The sequence below is a fragment of the Mesorhizobium captivum genome, assembly GCF_033977165.1.
GTDB lineage: Bacteria > Pseudomonadota > Alphaproteobacteria > Rhizobiales > Rhizobiaceae > Mesorhizobium > Mesorhizobium captivum.
In genome coordinates this window covers 37433-60636 of sequence record NZ_JAVIJB010000024.1, presented here as the reverse complement: position 1 = coordinate 60636, position 23204 = coordinate 37433, and the positions used below count along the sequence as shown (strand labels likewise).

Sequence of the window (23204 nt, the reverse complement as noted above, 5' to 3'; positions counted from 1 at the left end):
GATGACTGATACGCAGCGTCATACGGTCGGAGATGTGGTCCTGAACTATAGGGTTGACGGCAATGGGGCAGAGCCGTTGGTGCTCATCCACGGTGTCGGTTCCTACCTTGAAGCCTGGAGCGGGGTCGTCGAGCGGCTGAAGCATCGGTTCACCATCCTGACGTTCGACCTACGGGGTCACGGAAACTCGTCGCGCGTCAAAGGCCGCTACGAGATCGACGATTTCGTTGCCGAAACACTTGCATTGGCGGACAGTGTCGGCTTCGACCGTTTCCATCTGGCCGGTTTTTCGCTTGGCGGGTTGATCGCACAGCGGTTGGCACTGACGCATCTTCCGCGCATTCAGCGCCTGATTCTCCTCTCGACGGTCGCGGGACGCACGCCCGAGGAGCGGGAGCGCGTTCTCGCCCGCCTCGCCGCTCTTCGCAGCGGCGAACCGGGATCGCACTATGACGCATCCCTGTCGCGTTGGCTGACTGAGGATTTCCAGAAGAAGAATCCCGATCTGATCGCAACGCTTAGGCAGCGAAATTCTCAGAACGATCCGGACTGTTACGCTTCTGCCTACCGGGTTCTCGCCGAGACCGACTTCGGCGGTTTTCTCGACCAGATTCGCTGCCCGACGTTGATTGCAACCGGCGAGGAGGATGCCGGCTCCAATCCGCGCATGGCAAGATATATGCATGAGCGCATCCCAGGCTCCGATCTCCGCATCCTTCCGGGGCTGCGGCATTCAATCCTGACGGAAGCACCCGATCTCGTCGCATCGATGATGGCGGATTTTTTGACCGTGCCGGAGACCGTGAAATGATCGTTGAAGAGCGTATCTATCGCATAAGATCGGGCAAAACCTCCGAATATCTGAAGCTTGTGCGCGAGAAGGGGCTGGCAATCCAGGAACCGATTCTCGGCGGACTGATCGGCTATTTCGTCACCGAGGTCGGGCAGCTGAACCAGATGGTCCATCTTTGGCGATATGCCGATTTCGCCGATCGCGTGGCGCGCCGGCGCACGTTGTCGGAAGATGCGCGCTGGCGGGTCTTCATTCCGAAACTGACGGCGCTGATCGAAAGCGCGGAAAACCGTATCCTTCTGCCGACCGATTTTTCGCCACTCCAATAGGACCAAGGGGAGGGTAAGGCAAAACCCTGAAGCCAACCGCGCACGGTGGAATTGAACTGCCATTAACGCACCTCGGATCGGAGGAAGGGGAGGGGCGAAAATCCTCCGTGTTAGCGGAAGACGATCTCGCTGACATGCCCCTTAATTGATCCTCGTCAAAAAATTGCGGATCGGGAACATCCGTATCGTTGAAACATGGGAGCCATTGGTGACAGAGCGATTGAGAGTAGAGAATCTGTATAAGATTTTCGCCCCTTCACCCACCAGAGCCATGACGCTGCTCGCCACCGGCGCGGATAAGGCTCGTGTCCTTGCGGAGACCGACGCCGTCGTCGGTCTGAACAACGTCTCGCTTTCCGTTCCCTCGGGCGCCATCTACATGGTCATGGGCCTTTCGGGGTCCGGCAAATCGACGCTGGCGCGTTGCATCAACAGGCTGAACGAACCAACGGCAGGCAAGATCCTGCTCGACGATATCGACATCGTGCCGCTACGCGAGGACGCGCTTCGCGAATTGCGGCGCACGCGCATCTCCATGGTCTTCCAGCATTTTGCCTTGTTGCCAAACAAATCGGTGATCGAAAATGCCGAATTCGGCCTGAAGTTGCGTGGCGTTTCCGCCGCGCGGCGACGCAGGCGCGCTGAAGAGGTGCTGGCGATCGTCGGTCTCGCCAAATGGGCCTATCATCGCCCGCATGAACTCTCCGGCGGCATGCGCCAGCGTGTCGGCTTGGCGCGGGCCCTGGCGACCGATGCCGACGTCCTCATAATGGACGAAGCCTTCAGCGCCCTTGACCCGCTGATCAGGACCGAGATGCAGGATGAGTTGCTGCGGCTGCAGCACACGCTGAAGAAGACCATCCTCTTCATCACTCATGACTTCCAGGAGGCGCTGAAACTCGGAACGCGCATCGCCATTATGTCCGAAGGCGAATTGGTACGCGAGGGAACACCGCAATCGATCGTGCTCGAACCAGGCAGCGATTATGTCGCCGCCTTCACGCGCGAAGTCGACCGGTCGCGATTGTTTGACGCACGGTCGGTGATGCGCACCGGTTCGACGGTGTCGGGCGATGGTTCGGCGCGGATCGTCGGCGACGCCGAGCATCCCGAGGCTATGAGTTTTGCCATCGACGCGTCGAACCGCATCGTCGGCTGTCTCGATGCTGCAGCCCTGCAACAGGTAAAGGCTGGCAAGCCGGTCGGTGACCTTTTGACGCGTGATTTCGTCGCGGTGAGCGGCGCCACCAAGCTCGTGGATGTCGCTGGCTTGTATCAGAGCGGCAAGGCAATGGCCGTCATTGACGAGGACGGCCGCTTCCTCGGCATGCTTGAACCCGAACATATCCTTGGACGGATCGCCTCGGCGGCGAGATCGCCAGCGCCTGCTTCGATGGGAGGCCACAATGCTTGATGCCGATGATCTAGCCATCTTTCCGGTGGACCAGTGGATTGCAGACGCCGTCCAATGGGTCGCGCTCCACCTCCGTCCACTGTTTCTTGCAATCAAGTGGCCGGTCGAAAACCTGTTGTCGTTCAACGATTACATACTGCACGAAATTCCGTTTCCGATCTTCGTCGTTCTGGTGTTCTTGACCGCCTATCGGCTTGCCAGCATCGGCATCGCGGTGTTCAGCGCCATCTCACTTGTCGTGATCGCAGCCATCGGTGTCTGGACCGAGGCCATGACAACGCTTTCGCTGATTACCACGGCCATCGTGTTTTGCACCGCCATCGGCGTGCCGACCGGCATCTGGTGTGCTCGTAACGACAAGGTCTGGAGCGTGGTGCGGCCGGTGCTCGACATTATGCAGACCACACCGACGTTCGTTTACCTCGTGCCGGTCGTCATGCTGTTCGGCGTCGGCACAGTGCCGGGCGAAGTGGCGGTCGTAACAGCAGCTGCACCGCCGCTAATCCGCTTCACCAATCTGGGTATTCGCATGGTAGAGCAGGAAATGGTCGAAGCAGGTCTCGCCTTCGGCGCCGATAAGCGCCAGCTTCTGTGGGAAATACAGCTGCCGTTGGCTATCCCCACCATTCTCGGAGGACTGAACCAGACCGTGCTGACTGCGATGGTGATGTCCGTAGTCGTCGCCATGATCGGCGCGGAAGGCCTTGGCCTCGTGGTTCTCCAAGGTCTCGGACGTCTCGATGTCGGTCGCGCCGCCGTCGGTGGCATCGCCATCGTCCTGCTCGCCATGATGCTTGATCGGATCACCCAGCAGCTTGCCCAGCCGACCGACCGCAAGCGCAGGTCGGTGCTGCGCTACCTTTTCAATCTTTTCAAGGGTGAGCGATCGCACGAGGCCATCGCAACATCCGCAGCGAACCGCACGCATTGAGCGGAATCGCTCCGGCGGCAACCACCACCGGAATGACGACAGACACCGGCGGCTCGTTCCGCCGGCCAGGAATTCACTTGCCTATCCCTTGCAGCGCCCGCGTTACAGCCGAACCTCGAACTCAGTGAAGTCCAAAGAAAAATCCAGAAGGAGAACATCGATGAAGCACAGCCTGAAAACCTTTTCCCTTTTTGTCACCGGCATGGTGCTGGCGGCCTCTCTAGGCCAAACTGCTTTCGCCGAAGACCTACCTGGGAGCGGCAAGACGGTGCGGTACGCCCAGTCCGACAGCCTAGGCGCCAATTATGTCGTTGCCCAGATCGGCATGGCGGCGATGAAGGAACTCGGTTACGACGTCAAGCTTAGCACGCTCAACACCACCTTGTTCTTCCAGGCGGCGGCCCAGGGCGATCTCGATATCGCGACCGATATAAACTTCCCGCAGCGCGAGCCGGGTTACAAGAAGGTCGAGGCGGAGGCGGAGATCGTCGGCGGTGGCCTAATTCAAGGCGGCGGCATTAATGGCTATCTGATCGACAAGAAAACCGCCGACGCAAACAACATCACCACGCTCGATCAGATGAAGGATGCGAAGATCGCAGCTCTTTTCGGCACGACCGGCAAAGCCGACCTCATCAATTGCGATCCGGGCTGGAGTTGCGGCGACGTCGTCGACTTCCAGCTTGAGAAATTCGGACTCAAGGGCAGCGTCAATTCGGTCCGCGGCAAATACGAGGCGCTGATGGTCGAGGCCGTCGCCCGTGTCAAGCGCGGCGAGCCGGTATTCTTTTATGCCTGGAGCCCTTCGTGGATGAACAAGGCTCTGGTGCCCGGCAAGGATGTCGTCTGGTTGCCGACGCCCTTCGATGCCTTGCCGGAATCGGTCCCTAACAAGGGGTCTGCCCTGGTGCCAGGCGTCAGCGGTTGCGCTGGCGGTGCTGATCCATGCCGCATGGCCATGGCGGCATGGAACTGGAACGCCGTCGCCAACCGGAAGTTCATTGCAGCCAATCCGGCAGTCAAGAAGCTCGTGGAGCAGATGTCGTTCCCGCTGGCCGACTGGTCGACCTGGGAACAAACGATCAGCGAAAAGGGCGGCAGCGACAACAACATCAAAAAGCTGGCGCATGAATGGATCGAAACCCATCAGGAACAGTTCAATGCCTGGGTTGACCGTGCCAAAATTGCAAGCTGATCACAATTCGCTGAAGTAGCCGCGCCAGGCCGACCCGACGCCGGGGTTTGACGACGCAAAGAAGCTCCGGTGGCGCAAGCCGCCGGGGCAATTCGATCTTGCCATTACTGCGGTGCTTTCGCTACTGAGTCCCTTGAGCCAAGCTAGGTAGCCGTGGAGCCTCAACAGGTTTGCACCGCATTCGGACGAGTACCGTCTCGCCTTCATGGTGATCAAAGCCTACCGCAAGCCCTACAATGCGGAGCAGCCCGAACAGGTCGGCGAAGGTTTCGAACTGCTGGACAACCGGTCGCTTGCCTCCGTTTCCGGCTGGTGGCTCGCGAAACGACGCGCCGCGCTCGGCGTCACCGACGATGTCCTGGAGCGCCTGAAGGCACGGCTCCCACGATCGAAGCACTACGCGCTGGGCGCGGAACCCGGCCACGCCGTGCTCGTCGAACCGTGGCGCGTGCTGCTCCCGGCGCAGACCGTCGACGCCGCCTTTGAAGGCGTCTGATGGTCGCGTCGCGAGAAACCCTTCAGGACCTCGCAGCCGAGCGCGAGCCTCGAAGCTGCCAATCCGCTTCTGGCCCAAGACAGCCGCGCTCGCACCCTTATGGTCAACACGGGTTCATCGACCCCTTTTGTAGGATGAAAGAGACACCGCGTGCATGGAATACTAGTCCTCCTCCTGGTCGTTAGGTTCGCCAGACCATACGAGAGAATACGAAGGATATGGGTTGGCGAACCAGCCGCTAACATATTGATTTTGTGTAGAAGACGCTGACCCTCCGGGTCTGCCAAAACGGCCTCAAAGGTGACACAGGAATTGTAGCCCCTGCACGCACCAAGACAATGGGCGGCTCGGGTTAAACGCCAAGCACCAATGCCCCGCCGGCGAGGCCAGCTCCGGCTGCCGCCAGCAGCAGTTTCTCGCCCGGTCGAAAGGGTTTGGCGTCGTGGGAAACCGACAACGACAGGGGGATCGTCGCGGCCGACGAGTTGCCATAGTCGGCAATGGTCTTGACGATGCGCTCATCCTCGATGCCGAGCGACTTGCCGACAGCGTTGAAGATGCGGGCATTTGCCTGGTGCGGCACGAAACGGGAGACGTTGGAGGCCGAAAGTCCGGCGGCTTCCAGGGCCTCGGCCGAGCAGCGGGTCATCATCTCCACAGCCTTGACGAAGACCTCACGGCCGTTCGCGATGGTCATGCGGGTTTCGGCGATGTCGATCTCTTGTGCGAAAGGACGGTTGCTGCCGCCCGCCGGGATATGGATCAGGCCATAAGCGGACCCATCGGAGGCAAAAGAGGAGCCGAGTATGCCGTGGCCGGGATCGCCGGACGGTCCCAGCACCACGGCGCCAGCGGCATCGGCGAAGAGCACGGCGCTTGCGCGCTCGGCCGGGTTGATCCGGCGGCTCAATATGTTGGCCGCGATGACGATGGCCGGCTTATTGTGCAGGCGCACGAAGCCGTCGGCGAAGGTCATGGCATAGATGAATCCCGCGCAGGCACCCGCGAGGTCGACCCCGCCGGCCTTTTCAAGGCCAAGCATGTGCGCCACCAACGGCGCGCTTGGCGGGAGCATATGGTCCGGCGTCGACGTGGCGAGCAGCAGCAGACCGATTTCCTTGCGGTCGATGCCTGCGGCCTGCATCGCCATTTCGCCTGCCTTTGTCGCCAGTCCGGACAGCGTGTCGCCTGGCTCTGCCCAGAACCGTGTGCGGATACCGGTGCGCCCTTCGATCCAGCCCGCCTCCAGCCCGAGGCTTGCCTCGATCTTGGCATTGCCGACCCTGCGCGCCGGCACATGATGGCCAAGGCCTATGATGCGCGCTGTGCGGTTCATAGGCCATCACCCGCAAGCTCGGCCGCCTCGTCGATAGCGTCGTAAAGCTGGTCGAGCTCGTTCGAGGTGACGCAATAGGGCGGCAGCACATAGATGACGTTGCCAAGGGGTCTCACCAGCAATCCTCGTTCGAGGAAGAAGGCGCGCAGTTTTGGCCCGACCTCTGCGAGATAACCTGCGTTGCCGACGCGGAGATCGAGTGCTGCGATTGTGCCGGCCGTGCGTACATTCTCGAAACGCGGATCCTGGCTGAACCGCGCAACCTTCTCAGCTTGCATCCGCGACAGCGCAGCCACGCGTTCCGCCACAGGCTCGTCATTCCAGATACCGACATTGGCGAGCGCTGCCGCGCAGGCGATCGGGTTGGCCGTGTAGGAGCTCGAATGGAAGAAGGTCCTGGCCCGGTCGCTGGAATAATGCGCGCGGAAGATCGCATCGGTGGCGAGCGTCGCCGCAAGCGGCAACGAGCCGCCTGTCAGCCCCTTGGAGGTGCACAATATGTCGGGCGCGACCGCTGCCTGCTCGCAGGCAAGTAGGGTGCCGGTGCGGCCCCAGCCGGTCATGACTTCGTCGGCGATGAAAAGCGTCCCGGAACGCTCCGCAATGCGCTTGAGTTCGGTGAGCACCCAAGCGGGATACATGAGCATTCCCCCGGCGCCGAGCACCAGCGGCTCGACAATCAGCGCGGCAACCTCGCGGTTGCGCGCCAGCCGTTCGAAGGCGTCGAGCGTTTCCTGCTCCCGGCCTGCGGCGGGGAAGGGGATGGTGTCCACCCCGAACAGCAGCGGCTCGTAGGCGGCGTTGAAGACGCCGCGCGCGCCGACGCTCATCGTGCCGATGGTGTCGCCGTGATAGCTGTGTTCCATGACGACGATGCGCGAGCGCGGGAAGCCATTGTTGCGGTGAAAGCCAAGCGCCATCTTCAGCGCCACCTCGACGCTGGTGGACCCGCTGTCGGAGAAGAAGACCCAGTCGAGGCCCATCGGCGCCATGTCGACCAATGCGGACGCCAATCGCTCGGCCGGCTCGTGGCTGAGGCCGGCAAAGATCACCTGATCCAGCGTCTCGGTCGCGTTGCGGATCGCCGCCGTGATCTTCGGATGGCGGTGGCCATGAGTGATGACCCACCAGGAGGAGACCGCATCGAGGATGCGCTTGCCTTCGCGCGTCTCGACATAAGCGCCTTCGGTGCGCGCAATCGTCGGCGGAACCGGCTCGGTGGCATGTTGGGTGAAGGGATGCCAGACAGCAGAGCGGTTCATGCCCTGGCCTCCATGAACTCGGTGACGTTGAATGCGGCCCGCATGGCTTCGGAAAGTGCTGCGGGCGTCAGCGGGTCGAGGCGCGGCAGGCGACCAAGCACGCGGACCTTGCCCATTTCGCCGATCGTCCTTTGCGTATCGGCCATCTCGTCGCCGATGAACGCGACGCCGAGCAATGGAATGGAGCGGGCACGCAGGGCCTCGAGCGAAAGCAGGGTATGATTGATGGTGCCGAGCGCGGTGCGCGCGCAAAGAATGACCGGCAGCTGCCACTCCCGGAAGATATCGATGAACCTCGTCTGCCGATTGAGCGGCACCATCAGTCCGCCAGCCCCTTCGATGATGAGCGGCCCCGGCAACTCCGGCAGCGAGAGCTTTGCCGCCTCGATCGCGACACCATCGATTTCGGCCGACCGATGCGGCGACAGAGGCATCTTCAAACGGTACACTTCAGGCAGGACGCGCCCTGAAGGTAGGCCAGAAAGCCGGGCAACGATCTCGGCGTCGGTTTCCTCGTCGAGCCCCGATTGCACCGGCTTCCAGTAGAAGCCGTCGAGCAGGCCCGCGAGACCGGCCGAAAACACGGTCTTGCCGACTCCGGTGTCAGTGCCGGTCACGATGAAGCGTGCCGTCATTGCGTGCGCTCCCATTCCCCGGCAAGAGCATCGAACAGCGCCGAAACGTCTGCCTCGCCGACATTCAACGTTAGCGAGATGCGCAGCCTCGCCGTGCCCTCTGGCACGGTTGGTGGGCGGATGCCGCGCACGTCGAAGCCGTGCGCCTGCAAAGCCTGCGCCAGCGCCATCGCGCGTCGATTGTCGCCGACGATGATCGGCAGGATCTGCGAACCGCTGGTAGCCAAGCCAAGGTCCTCGGCCCTCTTGCCTGCAAGCGCGACCAGCCGAGCCAACCGTTCGCGGCGATCCGGCTCCTCGGCGATGATGTCGAGCGCCGTTGCCGCCGCCACTGCCATCAGCGGTGAGGGCGCGGTGGCGTAGATGAAAGGCCGGCATCGATTGATTAGATAATCGCTAAGAACCTTCGGCGCGGTGACCAGCGCGCCGGATGCGCCGAGCGCCTTGCCGCAGGTGTGCAGCACCACGACATTGTCGCGGCCTTCGAGATGGTGCGCGAGACCGCGCCCGTCCGGACCGTAGACGCCAGTGGCATGCGCCTCGTCCACGAACAGGAATGCGTCGTGCCGATCCGCGACCTCGATCAGTTCGCTGAGGGGAGCCCGGTCGCCGTCCATACTGTAGAGGCTCTCGACCACGATCCACGGCCGGCCAACGCCGCCTCTTGCGCGCCAGGCTTGGATTGCATCGTCCACTGCCGCAGCATCGTTGTGCGCGGCTGCCGTCACCTCGGCGCGGCCGGCTCGCGCGCCTTCATGCGCGCTGGCGTGGACGAGTTCATCCAGAACGATCAGATCGCCTTTCTGGGGCAAGGTTGTGAGCACCGCGAAATTGGCGACATAGCCGACGCCGAAGAACAGCGCGCGCTCGGCGCCGAAGAAGCAGGCCGCCTTGGCTTCGAGCGCCTCGTGTTCGGGGTCGTTGCCGCGCAGCAGCCGCGAGCCGGTCGCCCCGACGGGGGTGCCGGCGGCAAGTGCCGCCGCGACTGCCCCTGTCATACGTTTCGAGCGCGCGAGGCCGAGGTAGTCGTTGGAGGCGAAATCGAGCCCCGAACGGGTGCTCAGGGTCCTCAGACGATCCTTGCGGGCCAGCTCGCGCAGGCTGGCCTCGTAGCGGTCGAGCAAGGCTCGCCCGCTCACTGGGCTTCGCGCTCCATCGGCTTGATGCCCAGGCGGCGGAACAGTGCGCTGTCCTTGTCCTCGCCTGGATTCTCGGCGGTCAGCAAGGTGTCGCCGACGAAGATCGAGTTGGCGCCGGCGAAGAAACACAGCGCCTGCATCTCGTCGCTCATCGCCGTGCGGCCGGCCGATAGCCGCACATGCGATTTCGGCATCATGATGCGGGCAAGGGCGATGATGCGCACGAACTCGATCGGTTCGATCGGTTCGGCCTCGCCGAGCGGCGTGCCCTCGATCGGGATCAGCATGTTGATCGGCACGCTGTCGGGCGGCTCCGGCAGGTTGGCTAAAGTCACCAGCATGTCGATGCGGTCGGCCTTCTCCTCGCCCATGCCGACGATGCCGCCGCAGCAGACCTTGATACCGCTGTCGCGGACATTGGCAAGTGTGTCCAGCCGGTCGGCAAAAGTCCGCGTCGAGATGATCTCTGCGTAGTAGCGCTCGGAGGTGTCGATGTTGTGATTGTAATAGTCGAGACCGGCCTGCTTGAGCCGCTGCGCCTGGTCGAGGTCGAGCATGCCGAGCGTCATGCAGGTCTCCATGCCGAGCGCCTTCACGCCCTCGACCATGGCGACCACCGCGTCCAGGTCGCGCTCCTTGGGGCTGCGCCAGGCGGCGCCCATGCAATAGCGTGTGGCACCGGCATCGCGCGCCTTCCTGGCCTCGGCGATGACACGCTCAACCTCCATCAGTTTCGAGGCCTTGAGGCCGGACTGATGATGCGAGGACTGGCTGCAATAACCGCAATCCTCGGGACAGCCGCCGGTCTTGATAGAGAGCAGGCGCGACAGCTGCACCCGATTGGGATCGAAATTCTCGCGATGTATCGACTGGGCTCGGAATAGCAGGTCGTTGAAGGGCAGGTCGTAGACCGCTTGGGCTGCCTCTCTGGTCCATTGGGAGGCCCCAGTGATCAGTCCCAGGGCGGCGTTCAGCTGCAATTCCGCGTTCATTCCACCTCCATCGTCTAGATGTCCATTCACAACTGGTTCCGATGAACGAGCATTGAGGCTTCTGTTGGTCAATCAGCCAGTTTTTGCCGGCTCACGAGCGCCGGTTTCTGTTCAACGGCCGCATGATCGAAAGACAGCTAGCGCTAAGGGCAATCCAGCCCAATATCAAGGATCGGCGCGCTGTGCGTGATCCATCCGACCGATATCAGGTCGACGCCGGTTGCGGCGATCGCAGGTGCCGTCTGCGCGGTCACCCGGCCAGAAGCCTCGGTGATCGCGCGGCCGCCGACCATCGCCACCGCCTGGGTCAGCTGCTCGACAGACATGTTGTCCAGCAGCACTGCGTCGACGCTCGCCGCGAGCGCTATGTCGACCTGTTCAAGTGTGTCGACCTCGACCTCGATCTTCACCATGTGGCCTGCGGCCGCCCGCGCTCGCTCGATGGCCGTGCGGATATCGCCGGAAATCGCGATGTGATTGTCCTTGATGAGCACGGCATCGTCGAGGCCGAAGCGATGGTTGGCGCCGCCACCGGCGCGCACGGCGTATTTCTCCAAGGCACGCAGGCCGGGTGTCGTCTTTCGCGTGCATACGATCTTGGCCTTGTGGCCTCGCACGACTTCGACAACCGCCGCGGTTTGCGTGGAGATGCCGCTCAGATGGCAGAGCAGATTGAGCGCCGTGCGCTCGGCCGTGAGCAGCGCACGAGCGGGCCCGCGCACCGACGCTATGATGTCTCCCGCGGAGACGCCGCTGCCGTCCGAGTGGATTATGGTGATTTCGGTTCGTGGATCGATCAGTTCGAAGGCGAGGGCGGCGACATTGAGACCGGCGATCACGCCCGGCTGTCTTGCCGCGAGCACCATCGTCGCCGTGGCATCCGCCGGAACGATCGCGTCGGTGGTGAGGTCGCCGGCCCGGCCCAGATCTTCGAGCAGGGCGGCGCGCACCAGCGGCTCGAACAACACGCGCGGCAGCGGCGTCAGCGCCATGGTCAAGCCCTCCTGTCGAGCAGCGATTCGGTGTCGGATTTCGTGTCGGAAAGGATTGATGCCGCCTCGAATGCCTCGTCCACAGTCAGCCGCAGCGATCGCGACTGCGCATCGCATTGGAGGAAATCGGTCCGGAAGTGCGAGCCTCGGCTTTCCTCGCGGCGAAGGGCGGCGATCGTAATCATCAGCGCGACCAGCGCGGGATCCGACGCGGCATCGCGACCGGCGACAATCGGCGCCAGGGCCTTTGCAGCTTCGCGCAGCGTCTCGCCGTCCCGCTCGATGCCGAGCGCGCGCGAGGCGATCGGGCGGATGCGCGAGGCGTCCGGTCGCGGCGGCACAATTGTCGGCTTCAGCCGTTTGTGCGCGCCTGGCGACGCGGCAGCGACGCTTGCCGCGACCCAGGCGGCCGATGTCACGGCTTCGATGAGCGAATTGCTGGCAAGCCTGTTGGCGCCGTGCAGCCCGGTCCGGGCGACCTCGCCGCAAGCCCACAGGCCGCGAAGCGAGCTGCGGCCCACGGCGTCCACGGCCACGCCGCCCATGTGATAGTGAGCCGCGGGACGCACGGGGATCGGCTCTATGGCGGGATCGATGCCGGCCTCGCGACAATGCGATGCGATCGCGGGGAAGCGCTCGCCGAATCTCGCGCCTAGACACTGCCGCGCGTCGAGGAACACGCGATGTCCAGCGCCGAGCTGCCGCCACACGCCGCGCGCCACGACATCGCGCGGCGCGAGTTCTGTGCCCGGCGTGCCGGCGAGGAAGCGCCGGCCGCTCTCGTCGACGAGGATCGCGCCTTCGCCGCGAACCGCTTCGCTCACCAACGGCATCGGGCGCCGCGAGCCGTCGAGCGCGGTCGGGTGGAATTGCACGAATTCGAGATCGGTTAGTTCGGCACCCGCACGTGCGGCAAGCGCCAGGCCCTGGCCGAACGAACCGAGCGGGTTCGTCGTATGATGGTACAGGCCGCCCATGCCGCCGGTCGCAAGCACGACGCGGCCTGTCGAGAGCGTGGTTACGTCGCCATTTCCGACGGCGAGCACGCCGGCAATTTCGTCATCCGCGACGAGCAGTCGTAGGACCTCGAGGCCTTCGAGGATCGTGATCGAAGGCGTCCGTCGCACGGCGGCGGCAAGTGCGCGGACCAATTCACGGCCGGTGACGTCGCCGCCGGCATGGACAATCCGACGGCGCGAATGCGCGGCTTCCAGCCCGAGCAGCCACGTGCCGTCGGGCGCTTGATCGAAAGCAACGCCCAGCCGCGCGAGATGTTCGATCGCTTGCGGTGCCGCCTCGACGACTCGCCTCACGGCCATCTCGTCGCAAAGCCCGTCGCCGGCCGCGAGCGTATCGGCAAGATGCAGGTCCGCGCTGTCATCACTGCCGAGGCTCACCGCGATCCCTCCCTGGGCGAGCGTACTCGAGGCTTCGTCCCCCAGCGAGGTTTTGGAGATGAGCACGACCGGTTCTGGGGCGAGATGAAGCGCCGTCATTAGGCCCGCGATGCCGCCGCCGATGATGACCGGCCGGCCGTGGAGATGGTCCATCGTCATACGGCGAGCATCCGTTCCACCGCCCGGCGCGCGCGGTCAGCGACATCCGGGTCGATGGTGACGACATGGCGGTTCTCCTCGAGCGCCGCGCGGATATTGGCGAGCGTGATACGCTTCATGTGCGGGCAGAGGTTGCAGGGACGCACGAAGTCGACCTCGGGATGCTCGATGGCGACGTTGTCGCTCATCGAGCATTCGGTCATCAGCACGACACGCGCCGGCTTGTGCCGTCCGACATAGTCCGACATCGCCGCCGTCGAGCCTGCGAAATCCGCTTCCGCGACAACCTCCGGAGGGCATTCGGGATGGGCGAGCACCGTGACCCCGGGATGCGCCTCGCGCAGCTCGCGTATATCGGCGGGCGTGAAGCGCTCATGCACCTCGCAGTGCCCCTTCCAGGCGATGATCTCGACCTTTGTCTGCGTCGCAATGTTCCTTGCCAGATATTCGTCGGGCAGCATGATCACTCGCGGCGTGCCGAGCGATTCCACGATCGCCAGCGCATTGCCCGAGGTGCAGCAGATGTCGGACTCCGCCTTCACGGCGGCGGAGGTGTTGACGTAGGTCACGACCGGCACGCCTGGATAGCGTTGCCGCATCAGGCGCACATCCGCAGCCGTGATCGAGTCGGCCAGCGAGCAGCCGGCGCCGAGGTCCGGGATGAGCACGGTCTTGCCGGGATTGAGCAGCTTCGCCGTCTCGGCCATGAAATGCACGCCGGCGAGCACGATGACTTGCGCATCGACCGTCATCGCCTTGCGGGCGAGCGCCAGGCTGTCGCCGACGATATCGGCCACGCAATGGAAGATCTCGGGCGTCTGGTAGTTGTGCGCCAGGATGACGGCGTTGCGTTCGCGCTTGAGCGCCAGGATGGCGTCGATGTCGTCGGAGAAGGCCGGCCATTCGATCGGCGGGATCACCCGCCGGACGCGATCGTATAGGGATGCGGCGGTCGAAAGAGAAATAGACATCGGCGCTCCAATTATTCTCTAAGTGAGTATAATTTAGATATATTCTTAATATGAGAATAAGAACTGTCAAGCGCGCGAGAGTGGCAATTTCGTCCCTGCGGCAACCCGTTCGCCGAGAACGGCGTGGCGGAAGCGGAACAGCTTCGCCGGTCGCCCGACGGTGTCGGCGGTCGTCTCGCCTGTCTCCTCGACCAGTTCCTGCTGCTCGATGAGGCGCCGGAAGTTCGGCTTGTGGACCAGCCTTCCGGAGAGCGCTTCCACGGTGCGCTGCAACTGGAGGAAGGTGAAGACGGGCGGCATCAACTCGAAGACCACCGGCCGGTATTTGATCTTGGAGCGCAGCCGCGCGATCCCCGTTGCCAGGATGCGGCGATGGTCGGCAATCATCGCGACGCCGGGTACCGGTGGCGGCGATGCGCTTCGCTCCGACCCGCGGGTCGCCTCTTCGATCAGACCTGCCTCGTAGAGGAGTTCGTAGCGCTGCAGGACGAGTTCCTCGTTCCAGTGACGGCCGTCAAAGCCAAAGGCGATTGTGGCCCGCTGCCGGCGCTCGCGCCTCAACGAATCGTTACCAGCCTCGTCCGCCCAGGCCAGCAGGCGCGACTGCAGTATGTCCGAGACCATAGGCGGGGCGCCTGAGCGGTGGTCTTCCCAAGGGAAATAGTCGTACCAGCTTCGCCATGCGCGCCTCGCCGATCCGGCGGCGTGTTCGGCGCGCGTCAGGGCAAGATAGCTGATCGAGATTACCCGCTGCTGGCGCTGCTCGCCGATCCGGTCGCGGTCCGCGAACGTGTAGAGCTGCTCGATATAGCCGAGCTGATGGCCGGTCTGGTGTTCCACCCATGCTCTCAGGCCGGACTGCAGGGAACGATGGCCAAGTTCGAAGGGACCCGAGGGCAAGGCGTTGGCCTGACCGACGGTGAGAACGCTTGGCCCGTGGTCCGTCATCGCCACGACAACCGCGATCAGGTCCACGTTCGTATCGTGGGCCATGCCCGAATGCGTTGCTATGCTGCTTGCAGATATGTGGCCTTTCATATTCCCCCGAGCTATTCGGCCAGCCGCTCTGGGAAGGCTGGATCGAATCCGCTGCGAAATTGGACCGCGCTCGTTCGCCCGTCAACGTTCCAGCGCTATTCGCTCCGCCCAGGGGAATGGAAGATCAAGGAAAAGCGGCTAGTGTCGTTTCGACTATCGACGATCCCATCATCTCCAAGAAGCATACCTACTGGGAAAGCAACGGTCAGGTGACGCGACGTGTCAACATTCACTGACTGGCGGACAGCCGTTATCAAACTGTCTGAGATCGAGGTGACCCCATGTTTTTGGCATGGGGTCACCCAAGTCCGACAAATTAGATCGGGACCTGCCCGTCAGCCTTTCACTGCGCCGAAGGAGAGGCCGCGCGCCAGATAGCGTTGCACGAAGAAATAGAGGATGACTGGTGGAACGATGCCGATCAGCGTGTTGACTGCCGCGACATTGAAGTCGACGCCGCGCGTCGAGCGCGAGGCAAGCACCAGCGCCGAGAAGGTCGTCGCGCTCTGCGAGGTGAGCGCAGAGGCAAACAGCGCCTCGTTCCAGGTGAAGGCGAAGACAAGGACTGCGGTCACCACCAGGCCGTCAAGGGAAAGCGGCAGCGAGATCTTCCAGAAAATCTGCCAGGGTGTTGCGCCCTCGACCTTCGCCGCGTCCTCGATCTCCGTGCTCACGTCGCGGAATATGTCGCGCATGATGACGACGGCAAAGGCGAGGTTGAAGGTGGAGTAGCAAAAGATCAACCCCGTCCAGGTATCGATCAGCCTGAGATAGACCATCAGGAGATAGAACGGCACCAGCACCACGGCGGGCGGCAGGACGCGCTGGGACAGGAACCACAGCGCAATGTCGCCCGAACCGATCGGGAAGCGGAAGCGGGCGAGCGCATAGGCGGCCGGTACGCCGAGAACGAGCGCGAAGGCGGTGGTGCCGACGCTGACAACGACGCTGCTGACGAAGGCGTTGATGGCCTGCGGATCGGAAAGGACGTTGCGCCAGGAATCGAGCGTTGGCTGGAAGGTGAGGAAAGGAATGAAGGCGCCGGGCTCGAAGGTCGCCGTGCTTGTCTTGATCGAGTTGATGAACGCCCACAGGAAGGGCAGCAGCGTGATGACGGCGGCGAGCGTCAGCAGCACGTAGACGACCAGCTTGGAAAGGGGTCCGGCCCGCAGCCACAGAATGTTGATCATCTTCTCGTGCGTCCGTGTCAGCCGAGCCGCTTGCGCATCTGCTTGAAGAAAACGGTGATGAGCGCGGCCACCATGATGAGGAAAGCGATGCCCATCGCCGAACCCTGACCGAAATTGAAAAACTGAACCGTGGTCAGATAGTCCATTGCACTGAAGACCTCAGTGCTCGTTCCCGGCCCGCCGGTGGTCAGCGCATAGGGGATCGCGAATACCTTCAGGCATTCGATCGTGCGAAGCAGAATAGCGATGGTTGTCACCGGCCAGGCAAGCGGCACGCCAAGCCGCCACATCACCTGCCAATGATTTTTGGCGTCGAGGATCGCCGCGTCATAGAGATCACTCGAGATTCCGGCGAGACCGGCGAGCACGATGACGAAGACGAACGACGTCCAGCGCCAGATGTCGAGGAGGATCGCCGCTGCGATCCCGCCTGATGCGGTCGACAGCCACGGCACCTCGATCCCAGTAAGCCCGAGAACGACCGGAACGATACCGCCTTGGGAACTGAATAGCGTCACGCCGAGATAGCCGATGGCGACTTCCATCGTGAAAAGAGGGATTCCGATCACGGTGCGGAAACCGCGAGACCAGGGTGCGCCGAGATTGACCAGCCATGCCGCAAGGAAGCCGAGCACGACCTCGACCGGGACCGAAATCGCCACGTAGATCGCTGTGACCATGATGGCGTGCCAGAAACGGGCGGATGTGAGCACGTCGACATAATTGCTGAACCCAACGTAGCCCGTGATGCCCATGCCAAGCACATAATTGGCGAAACTGTAATGGATGACGAAAAGGAGCGGGAAGAATGTGAACGCGATGACCCAGAGCACGGCAGGGAGGAGCAGGACATATTTAAAGACCGCGCCATATTCGCGTGGCCTCGCAGACAATGCTGCCATGATACGCTCCTTGGGCTCTGCGCGGTGGCGCAACTCATTCGTTTGCTCCGCAGCCGCATCCAGGAATGACAGACGGAGCGGCGCCGCAGCAGTGGAACCATTCTGATCGGCGCCGGAACCCTGGAACGGCTTCCAGCGCCCTACAATCACGCGAACGAGGCCTGGTAGAGCGCCTTCTGCTTGTCGCGTCCATAGCGGTCGGTGATCTTCTCCCAGGCCGCCGCCGTGGCATCGAGCGCGGCCTTCGGCTGCATCTGGCCGCCGAGGACGGCGGAGACGTTGACGTCGAGCTCGTGCCAATATTCGGCCGTGCCGGGAATGCGCAGATACTCTTCCTGCACCAGCGCGCTTAGGACAGAATAATAGCCCGTCAGATATTCCTTCACGTCGTCGGCATTCCAGCCTTGCGCCTTGAACTCGTCGATGCTGGCGCTGCCGACGGGCGGCAGATACTCGAATTTCATGCCAGGTTGCACGCCGGTCCAGCCGTTCGCAGCGTTGAAGAACGCATTCTTCTTGTTGGCCATGAAGGCGAGGAAGTCATAGGTCGCCTCCTGCTTCTTGGAATTGCTTGAAATCACGCAATGCCACGAGCCCCCATTGGTGTTGCCGACCTGGTTGAGCTCGTATTTCTTCCATTCGCCGGTGATCGGATTGAACGCGTCGGTCGTGCCGGGAATCCCGGCCGCCCCCATCTTGCCTTGGACCTTCGACGTCTTCGGGTCCTGGGCGAGGGTCGGCAGGTCGCCCCAGGTCGGTTCCATCGCCGAATGGCCGGCGAGGAACAGGTTCCAGCCTTGTCCGAGCGTCCAGCTTATCTCTTCGCGAGGACCGTCAGCGGCGAGCTTCACATAGTCCTCGAGCGCCCTCAGATGCCCCTCGGAGTTGATGAGCGGCTTCATGTCCTTCGGGTTGAAGAAATAATATTTGTTGTCGGGCGAGACCACGTAAGGCGCCGACAGCGACAGGAAGTGGAAGAAGCCCTGTTCATTGACCTTGGCGTGCAGCGCAAGGCCATAATCCGCGCTGCCGTCGCCGTTCCAGTCCCATCCGGTGAAGAAGGCGGCGGCGTCATGCAGTTCCTTCGTCGTCTTCGGCGGGTTGGGCAGGGCGTAGCCATATTTGTCCTTGAACTTCGCCTTGTTCTTCTCGTCGGAGAAGATGTCCTTGCGGAAGTACAGGGCCTGCGCGTCGCAGTCGAACAGAACGCCGTAGAGCTTGCCGTTCCATTCGTAGAGCTTACGCATGGATGGCAGCCACTGGTTGGGATCCCAATAGGGATAGCGTGGATCGCTCAGGAACTTGTCGATCTCGACGATGTAAGGAGTTTCGGGAACGAAGAAGTCGCCATAAAACCATGCGCCCGTCATATAGGCGTCGTAACGACCAAGACCGCTCGCAAGGTCGGAGAAAATCTGCTGGTGGAGCGTCTCGATCGGCACCTCGGCGACATTGATCTTGCCCCCGGTCTCCTCTTCCCAGTGCGGCACGTGATATTTTAGCCCATCGCCGACCGTCGCCTTCAGAACCATGACATTGATGGTGGTCCCCTTGAAGGGTTTGGTATTCAGGAAATCGACGCGCTCCTTGGTGACCGGTGATTCATAGGGCGCTGCCGGCGCTGAATCCATGAGATTGGCCGCCCGGGCCGGCCCTGCGAGCTTTGCCAAAACCGTGAAGGAAAGGCCAAGCTGCAATCCGCCCAGGATGAAGTCCCGTCGGCCGATCCTTCCCTTCAGATATTGATGTACGAGATATTCGAACTTCCCGACGTTTCCTCCATTCGGCATTTTCTCCTCCTTTGCTTTGCCTTGCGGCATCAAGCCCGCCATCCGGAACGGATCGCGAATTCCTCCCTGCAAGCAAAGCGGAAATGAAGTGTTGGCCAAGACCTCCGATCTGCGATCGACAAGCTCCGGGGGTCACGTATGTGACCGGGGCGCAACCTTTCATTCAGTTTAGTCCCGCCTTCAGGACGCGGTCAATGGAAACCGCAGGCCGCAACTCCACCTGCGGCCTGATGTCCTCATGGACACAGGCGACGACGATGTGTATCAATCTCAGCATAGCCGGTTTCTGATGTGCTTTGCGGGCCGCGGCTCCTTGCAGGAGGCACACGGGGAACGATGGCAAGAGTGGAAGTCAGACACGTCTCCAAGAGCTTCGGCAACATCACGGCCGTCGAGGACTTCTCGCTTGTCACCTCGGACGGCGAATTCATCGCTCTCGTCGGGCCTTCGGGATGCGGCAAGACCTCGATCATGCGCATGATCGCCGGTCTTGAGACCGTCAGCGAGGGACAGGTTCTGTTCGACGACAAGGACGTGACGAACGAGCTTCCGCGCGACCGCGACGTCGCCATGGTGTTCCAGAACTATGCGCTCTTTCCGCATCTCAACGTGTACTCCAACCTCGCCTTCGGCCTTCAACTCAGGAAAACGCCAAAGGCGGAAATCGAGGCGCGGGTGAAGAATGTCGTGCGCATGCTCGACATTGAGGAGCTTCTTTCTCGCCGCCCGCGTGAGCTTTCCGGCGGCCAGCGCCAGCGCGTTGCGCTGGGGCGCGCCATCATGCGGGAGCCGCGCGTCTTCCTGATGGATGAGCCTCTGTCCAACCTGGATGCCGCCTTGCGCATGGAGATGCGCGCCGAGATCATCAAGCTGCAGGAGCGCCTCGGCATCACCACATTCTATGTCACCCACGACCAGGTCGAAGCTCTGAGCATGGGCGACCGTGTCGTCGTCATGCGCAGCGGCAGGTTGCAGCAGGTCGGAACCCCGATGGAGCTCTATGAAAGGCCGACCAATTCCTACGTGGCTGGCTTCATTGGCAGCCCACCGATGAATTTCCTCGCCGCGCGGGCTAATGGCAGCACGCTCACGCTCGAGGTGCAGGATGTGGAACTCGAGCTTTCCGGCCGGCTGTCGGCGGCGCTGCGGGAGTCGGGCTCTGCCAACATTCTTCTCGGCGTCCGTCCGGAACATGTCGCACTTTCCGATCATCCTGCGAGCGACGGACTTTACAGCCTCGAAGCGACCGTCGATACGGTCGAACCGCTCGGCCACACGATCCTGGTTCGGACGAAGCTTTCCTCGCAGCAGCACATCAACGTGCTTGTCAGCGAAAAGATTCCATGGCGCGCAGGCGCTGGCGTCCACCTGATCTTCCGGCCGGAGCATATCTATCTGTTCGACAAGGAGGCAGACCGCCTGCTCTGCGGCCTCCCTGCCTGAACGATCGAAGGAACTTCACTCGCGCCCAAGGCTCGCCGGCCGCCGCCAGGCCTTTTCATGGGCGATAGCCGTCCAAGGAGAAGACGACCAATGCCCGAGCCGAGAAGACCCTGGACATCAAGCTCGCCCGCATCCGTGCGGGACGCTACACGCCGGCCGATTTCATTATCGCCGACGCCAAGGACGGCGATATGGGCTTCGGCGCCGGCGCGCCAGGACCGGCCTTCGACGCGAACAACCGGCCGACGGATCGCGTGCGGCTGCGCCGGCCACTTTCCTATCGCCGCTGATCGGGCGTGTTCGGATGGTTCGTGAATGCCAGGTTGCGATCAGGGCGCCTCGCCTCCGGTATTGCTGGCAGTACAGCACCTTGATCAGATCCCAGTGCAGGCGGCCATAGTCTTCGCCGAGGCGACGAGCTAGCGTCGGCACGTCGAGCATGACGTATCGGTGGCAGGTCAGACAGTCGACCGAGAGCCCCAATCCGATCTGAAGCGTCTTGCCCAGGGTGTCTTCGACGAAAGGAAATTTCATGGTCATGGCGATCTTCGTTAAAGATCACCGCACCGACAGGATGTGAATCGGCTGAAAATCCGTTTCGACCGTCAGGCAGCCATATTGCGATATCGTGACGGTACTTTTTGACAGACCGGATTGTCCGCGGCTGGGATTGTTAAAGTGATCAGAACGCCCGATTTATCTCGATAGTCCGCGAAACCTCGAAAAAATTTCGTCGGAAATTTCCCTTTAAAATCAATACTGCAGGATTTTGGCGGCCTGTGTGAGGGCTTCTTTGGCTCCGGCAAAGAAAAAGCCCAGCTAGATCAATATTTTAGCTGGACTAAAAACGATTGAGTGGGAGTGAGGGATACGGCAATAGCAAAGCTTCGGCGGCGATTGTCGCTTTGCCGCGCCGTTCCATTTCTTACTTCCGCTAGGCTGGACATTTCTTTCTCTCTGAACTTGCAGGTTCGATCTGCACCTAGGTCGCGGTTGATGTAAATCCGTTTCAAAGGGCGAGAGGGCTCTGGCGTAGAATGGCGTGCGCAAAGGCGGGTCCGCTTTGCGCACCATCTCGGTCGTGGGATTGAATAATGTGGATGCCTTAAAACAGACTTTGCGGAAACCACACCGAACTAGCGCCGCTTGGCACCATGTGCTCGTGCTAGATGCCGTCGGGCTAGCGAGGTTCAAGGATTTCGTTCGCTAGTAAGTTCCTGTATTTTCTCGAGGAGGTTTTTGACGAGTAGCTGGTAGACCTGCGTGAGTTCGCTTGGCGATAATTCAACTCTGATGTCGTACTTGCCAGAATAGTTCACCTGCAGATCAACGGTCCCGAACAGCGTCGTAGCGCCATCGCGAATGTCGGTCGCTACGATCATATTCGGCAACGGCTGATCCAGCAGAATGACGCCCGGTTCTCCGGGGTGATTGTGCGTTGTCGTGCGTATTTTCACAACGTCAAACCTCCTTTGAGACGAGAGCCCGCCTCTCCACATCAGCATTGGCTCTGTCCAAAATAGAAGCGATCCCCTCAAAACGCGAGGAACAAAAAATCGATGGTATCGGCGGAGCTGCGAATCTGTGCTAAGCGGCCGCCCAACCAACCAAAGGACGACACCTGTGAGCGAACCGACCGTGGCCGAGGCGACCGTGGTCTGGCGAACCCGGAGAGTTCACAAGCTAGATGAAGAAGCTTGGTCATTGAGTCCGAGGAATTCATAGTACCGGTGGATAGACTAGAAGGGGCGCTCCATCCATCCGGGTGGCACTGCCTGGCCCGCCAACTTGGCGAATGTCATTGCCTGTGGTTGGCGTCCTTGAGCCGCGGGGGCGGAGTGCTTGGTGACTTCAGCATTGAAGAAGGACGGTCGATAGTCCGCGCTATGTAAATGCATTTCTGCTAATATGAACCGTCTCGCGCACTCACACGTGACCAATATGGAGGACGCACACAACCCGGCTGAGGCTCCGAGGTACAAAATGATCATCGCGCAGAAAATTTTGGCACCGGCGCTTTGGATCGAGAGATCACGCCGAAGAAGGGTGGATGTCGATCAGCAAAAAGGGAGGACGAGATGAGACTGGTTACGTCATTTGCATTTGCCGCAGTGCTGCTTCTTTCGTTTGCAATGTCTGCGACCGCCCAGTCGGCTCGCAAGGACATCGAAGCGGCGCTGACGAAATTCACTGACGCCTTCAACAGCGGAAACGCAGCGGCGGTGGGTCAAATGTATACCGAGGATGCCGCCGTGCTGCCGCCCGATGGCAAGCGCGTCGACGGCCGCAAAGGCGTGGAAGAATTCTGGCAGGGTGCGATCAAAGGCGGGATGAAGAATCTCACTCTGAAGACGCTGGAAGTGGAAGAGAGCGCAAACCTCGCCTACGAAGTTGGCGCGTTTACGCTCGATGTGCCGAGCAAAGCCGGCGCCCTCTCCACCGTTGCAGGCAAATACATTGTCGTCTGGAAAAAGGGCGACGATGGGACATGGCGCCTGCATCGGGACATCTGGAATTTAGGTGCGGCCCAATAGAATCCGCTGGATATCGAACAGACGGCGTACAAACCCAATTCTTCCGGATGCCAGGACCGACGCCAGCGTGAGGCGGAAGACGGCTGCTCACGACCTAACGTCAGTCAACGCCGTGGCCGAGACACTGCCGACTTTTCAACAATACCGACCCCAAAGTAGCCCTTCGGCAGCACCCGCGATCGGGCCATAAACCACGCCATGTGAGGAATGGCCAAAGGGACGTGGTGAGTTGATCGCTGCTGGCGCCGGCACTGCACGCTCGCATT

At 61.7% G+C, this 23204-nt stretch carries 22 protein-coding genes; 8 read left to right on the top strand and 14 right to left on the bottom strand.

From position 1 onward, the window contains the following. Position 1: 1 nt before the first annotated feature. The 6 genes from RFM40_RS20420 (at position 2) to RFM40_RS20395 (ending at position 5158) form a co-directional block, all read left to right on the top strand. Positions 2–811 carry an alpha/beta fold hydrolase gene (locus RFM40_RS20420; RefSeq protein WP_320227103.1) on the top strand — a complete coding sequence of 270 codons (810 nt, stop codon included), beginning with the start codon at positions 2–4 and terminating at the stop codon, positions 809–811. Then, positions 808–1122: an NIPSNAP family protein gene (locus tag RFM40_RS20415; RefSeq protein WP_320227045.1), complete on the top strand. Its 315-nt coding sequence runs from the start codon at positions 808–810 to the stop codon at positions 1120–1122. Before RFM40_RS20420 ends, RFM40_RS20415 begins: the two co-directional genes overlap by 4 nt. 271 nt (positions 1123–1393) lie before the next feature. After that, positions 1394–2536 (top strand): quaternary amine ABC transporter ATP-binding protein, encoded by a 1143-nt coding sequence (locus RFM40_RS20410; RefSeq protein ID WP_095781397.1) that lies wholly within the window; start codon positions 1394–1396, stop codon positions 2534–2536. Continuing rightward, positions 2529–3467 carry an ABC transporter permease gene (locus RFM40_RS20405; RefSeq protein ID WP_320227046.1) on the top strand — a complete coding sequence of 313 codons (939 nt, stop codon included), beginning with the start codon at positions 2529–2531 and terminating at the stop codon, positions 3465–3467. The genes RFM40_RS20410 and RFM40_RS20405 overlap by 8 nt, the downstream gene beginning before the upstream one ends. Further along, positions 3415–4662 (top strand): glycine betaine/L-proline ABC transporter substrate-binding protein ProX, encoded by a 1248-nt coding sequence (gene proX / locus RFM40_RS20400; RefSeq protein ID WP_320227047.1) that lies wholly within the window; start codon positions 3415–3417, stop codon positions 4660–4662. Before RFM40_RS20405 ends, proX begins: the two co-directional genes overlap by 53 nt. A 205-nt stretch (positions 4663–4867) precedes the next feature. Further along, on the top strand, positions 4868–5158 hold the full coding sequence (locus RFM40_RS20395) for a hypothetical protein (RefSeq protein WP_210213105.1): 291 nt from the start codon (positions 4868–4870) through the stop codon (positions 5156–5158). 352 nt (positions 5159–5510) lie between these two features. Here the strand turns inward: RFM40_RS20395 and RFM40_RS20390 are convergent, their stop codons facing one another. From RFM40_RS20390 to RFM40_RS20335, 12 genes are all read right to left on the bottom strand, one after another. After that, positions 5511–6494, bottom strand: a complete 984-nt coding sequence (locus tag RFM40_RS20390) for a beta-ketoacyl-ACP synthase III (RefSeq protein ID WP_320227048.1) — start codon at positions 6492–6494, stop codon at positions 5511–5513. Continuing rightward, positions 6491–7756 carry an adenosylmethionine--8-amino-7-oxononanoate transaminase gene (locus RFM40_RS20385; RefSeq protein ID WP_320227049.1) on the bottom strand — a complete coding sequence of 422 codons (1266 nt, stop codon included), beginning with the start codon at positions 7754–7756 and terminating at the stop codon, positions 6491–6493. Before RFM40_RS20385 ends, RFM40_RS20390 begins: the two co-directional genes overlap by 4 nt. Then, positions 7753–8391: a dethiobiotin synthase gene (bioD, locus tag RFM40_RS20380; protein ID WP_320227050.1), complete on the bottom strand. Its 639-nt coding sequence runs from the start codon at positions 8389–8391 to the stop codon at positions 7753–7755. Before bioD ends, RFM40_RS20385 begins: the two co-directional genes overlap by 4 nt. Then, positions 8388–9530, bottom strand: a complete 1143-nt coding sequence (locus RFM40_RS20375; protein WP_320278107.1) for an 8-amino-7-oxononanoate synthase — start codon at positions 9528–9530, stop codon at positions 8388–8390. The genes bioD and RFM40_RS20375 overlap by 4 nt, the downstream gene beginning before the upstream one ends. Continuing rightward, positions 9527–10522, bottom strand: a complete 996-nt coding sequence (bioB, locus tag RFM40_RS20370) for a biotin synthase BioB (protein ID WP_320227052.1) — start codon at positions 10520–10522, stop codon at positions 9527–9529. The genes RFM40_RS20375 and bioB overlap by 4 nt, the downstream gene beginning before the upstream one ends. A gap of 143 nt (positions 10523–10665) precedes the next feature. Then, positions 10666–11514 carry a carboxylating nicotinate-nucleotide diphosphorylase gene (gene nadC, locus RFM40_RS20365; protein WP_320227053.1) on the bottom strand — a complete coding sequence of 283 codons (849 nt, stop codon included), beginning with the start codon at positions 11512–11514 and terminating at the stop codon, positions 10666–10668. A 2-nt stretch (positions 11515–11516) separates the two neighbouring features. Further along, positions 11517–13070, bottom strand: coding sequence for an L-aspartate oxidase (locus tag RFM40_RS20360; RefSeq protein ID WP_320278106.1), 1554 nt, complete (start codon positions 13068–13070; stop codon positions 11517–11519). Next, entirely contained in the window at positions 13067–14041 is a 975-nt protein-coding gene (gene nadA / locus RFM40_RS20355) for a quinolinate synthase NadA (RefSeq protein WP_320227054.1), read from the bottom strand. Before nadA ends, RFM40_RS20360 begins: the two co-directional genes overlap by 4 nt. Before the next feature lie 66 nt (positions 14042–14107). Beyond that, a complete protein-coding gene (locus RFM40_RS20350; protein ID WP_320227055.1) occupies positions 14108–15034 on the bottom strand; it encodes an NUDIX hydrolase in 927 nt (308 codons plus the stop codon). A 380-nt stretch (positions 15035–15414) separates the two neighbouring features. Further along, positions 15415–16269, bottom strand: a complete 855-nt coding sequence (locus RFM40_RS20345) for a carbohydrate ABC transporter permease (RefSeq protein ID WP_292375152.1) — start codon at positions 16267–16269, stop codon at positions 15415–15417. 17 nt (positions 16270–16286) lie between these two features. Next, positions 16287–17171 (bottom strand): carbohydrate ABC transporter permease, encoded by an 885-nt coding sequence (locus RFM40_RS20340; RefSeq protein ID WP_320227056.1) that lies wholly within the window; start codon positions 17169–17171, stop codon positions 16287–16289. A 146-nt stretch (positions 17172–17317) separates the two neighbouring features. Then, a complete protein-coding gene (locus tag RFM40_RS20335) occupies positions 17318–18961 on the bottom strand; it encodes an ABC transporter substrate-binding protein (protein ID WP_320227057.1) in 1644 nt (547 codons plus the stop codon). Between the two features lie 336 nt (positions 18962–19297). Here RFM40_RS20335 and RFM40_RS20330 point away from each other — a divergent pair, with 336 nt between their 5' ends. Next, positions 19298–20404: an ABC transporter ATP-binding protein gene (locus tag RFM40_RS20330; RefSeq protein ID WP_320227058.1), complete on the top strand. Its 1107-nt coding sequence runs from the start codon at positions 19298–19300 to the stop codon at positions 20402–20404. A 165-nt stretch (positions 20405–20569) separates the two neighbouring features. Here RFM40_RS20330 and RFM40_RS20325 read toward each other — a convergent pair whose 3' ends face one another. Both RFM40_RS20325 and RFM40_RS20320 read right to left on the bottom strand, forming a co-directional pair. Next, positions 20570–20944 carry a hypothetical protein gene (locus tag RFM40_RS20325; RefSeq protein WP_320227059.1) on the bottom strand — a complete coding sequence of 125 codons (375 nt, stop codon included), beginning with the start codon at positions 20942–20944 and terminating at the stop codon, positions 20570–20572. Between the two features lie 650 nt (positions 20945–21594). Next, complete coding sequence (locus RFM40_RS20320) at positions 21595–21861, bottom strand: hypothetical protein (protein WP_320227060.1); 267 nt, start codon at positions 21859–21861, stop codon at positions 21595–21597. A gap of 621 nt (positions 21862–22482) precedes the next feature. Here RFM40_RS20320 and RFM40_RS20315 point away from each other — a divergent pair. Next, positions 22483–22938, top strand: a complete 456-nt coding sequence (locus tag RFM40_RS20315; RefSeq protein WP_320227061.1) for a YybH family protein — start codon at positions 22483–22485, stop codon at positions 22936–22938. Positions 22939–23204: the final 266 nt, after the last annotated feature.

Coding starts and splice junctions, on each gene's coding strand:
- RFM40_RS20420 (WP_320227103.1), top strand. CDS start 2: ATGACTGATACGCAGCGTCATACGGTCGGAGATGTGGTCCTGAACTAT.
- RFM40_RS20415 (WP_320227045.1), top strand. CDS start 808: ATGATCGTTGAAGAGCGTATCTATCGCATAAGATCGGGCAAAACCTCC.
- RFM40_RS20410 (WP_095781397.1), top strand. CDS start 1,394: ATGACGCTGCTCGCCACCGGCGCGGATAAGGCTCGTGTCCTTGCGGAG.
- RFM40_RS20405 (WP_320227046.1), top strand. CDS start 2,529: ATGCTTGATGCCGATGATCTAGCCATCTTTCCGGTGGACCAGTGGATT.
- RFM40_RS20395 (WP_210213105.1), top strand. CDS start 4,868: ATGGTGATCAAAGCCTACCGCAAGCCCTACAATGCGGAGCAGCCCGAA.
- RFM40_RS20390 (WP_320227048.1), bottom strand. CDS start 6,494: ATGAACCGCACAGCGCGCATCATAGGCCTTGGCCATCATGTGCCGGCG.
- RFM40_RS20385 (WP_320227049.1), bottom strand. CDS start 7,756: ATGAACCGCTCTGCTGTCTGGCATCCCTTCACCCAACATGCCACCGAG.
- bioD (WP_320227050.1), bottom strand. CDS start 8,391: ATGACGGCACGCTTCATCGTGACCGGCACTGACACCGGAGTCGGCAAG.
- bioB (WP_320227052.1), bottom strand. CDS start 10,522: ATGAACGCGGAATTGCAGCTGAACGCCGCCCTGGGACTGATCACTGGG.
- nadC (WP_320227053.1), bottom strand. CDS start 11,514: ATGGCGCTGACGCCGCTGCCGCGCGTGTTGTTCGAGCCGCTGGTGCGC.
- RFM40_RS20360 (WP_320278106.1), bottom strand. CDS start 13,070: ATGACGATGGACCATCTCCACGGCCGGCCGGTCATCATCGGCGGCGGC.
- nadA (WP_320227054.1), bottom strand. CDS start 14,041: ATGTCTATTTCTCTTTCGACCGCCGCATCCCTATACGATCGCGTCCGG.
- RFM40_RS20350 (WP_320227055.1), bottom strand. CDS start 15,034: ATGGCCCACGATACGAACGTGGACCTGATCGCGGTTGTCGTGGCGATG.
- RFM40_RS20345 (WP_292375152.1), bottom strand. CDS start 16,269: ATGATCAACATTCTGTGGCTGCGGGCCGGACCCCTTTCCAAGCTGGTC.
- RFM40_RS20340 (WP_320227056.1), bottom strand. CDS start 17,171: ATGGCAGCATTGTCTGCGAGGCCACGCGAATATGGCGCGGTCTTTAAA.
- RFM40_RS20335 (WP_320227057.1), bottom strand. CDS start 18,961: ATGCCGAATGGAGGAAACGTCGGGAAGTTCGAATATCTCGTACATCAA.
- RFM40_RS20330 (WP_320227058.1), top strand. CDS start 19,298: ATGGCAAGAGTGGAAGTCAGACACGTCTCCAAGAGCTTCGGCAACATC.
- RFM40_RS20325 (WP_320227059.1), bottom strand. CDS start 20,944: ATGACCATGAAATTTCCTTTCGTCGAAGACACCCTGGGCAAGACGCTT.
- RFM40_RS20315 (WP_320227061.1), top strand. CDS start 22,483: ATGAGACTGGTTACGTCATTTGCATTTGCCGCAGTGCTGCTTCTTTCG.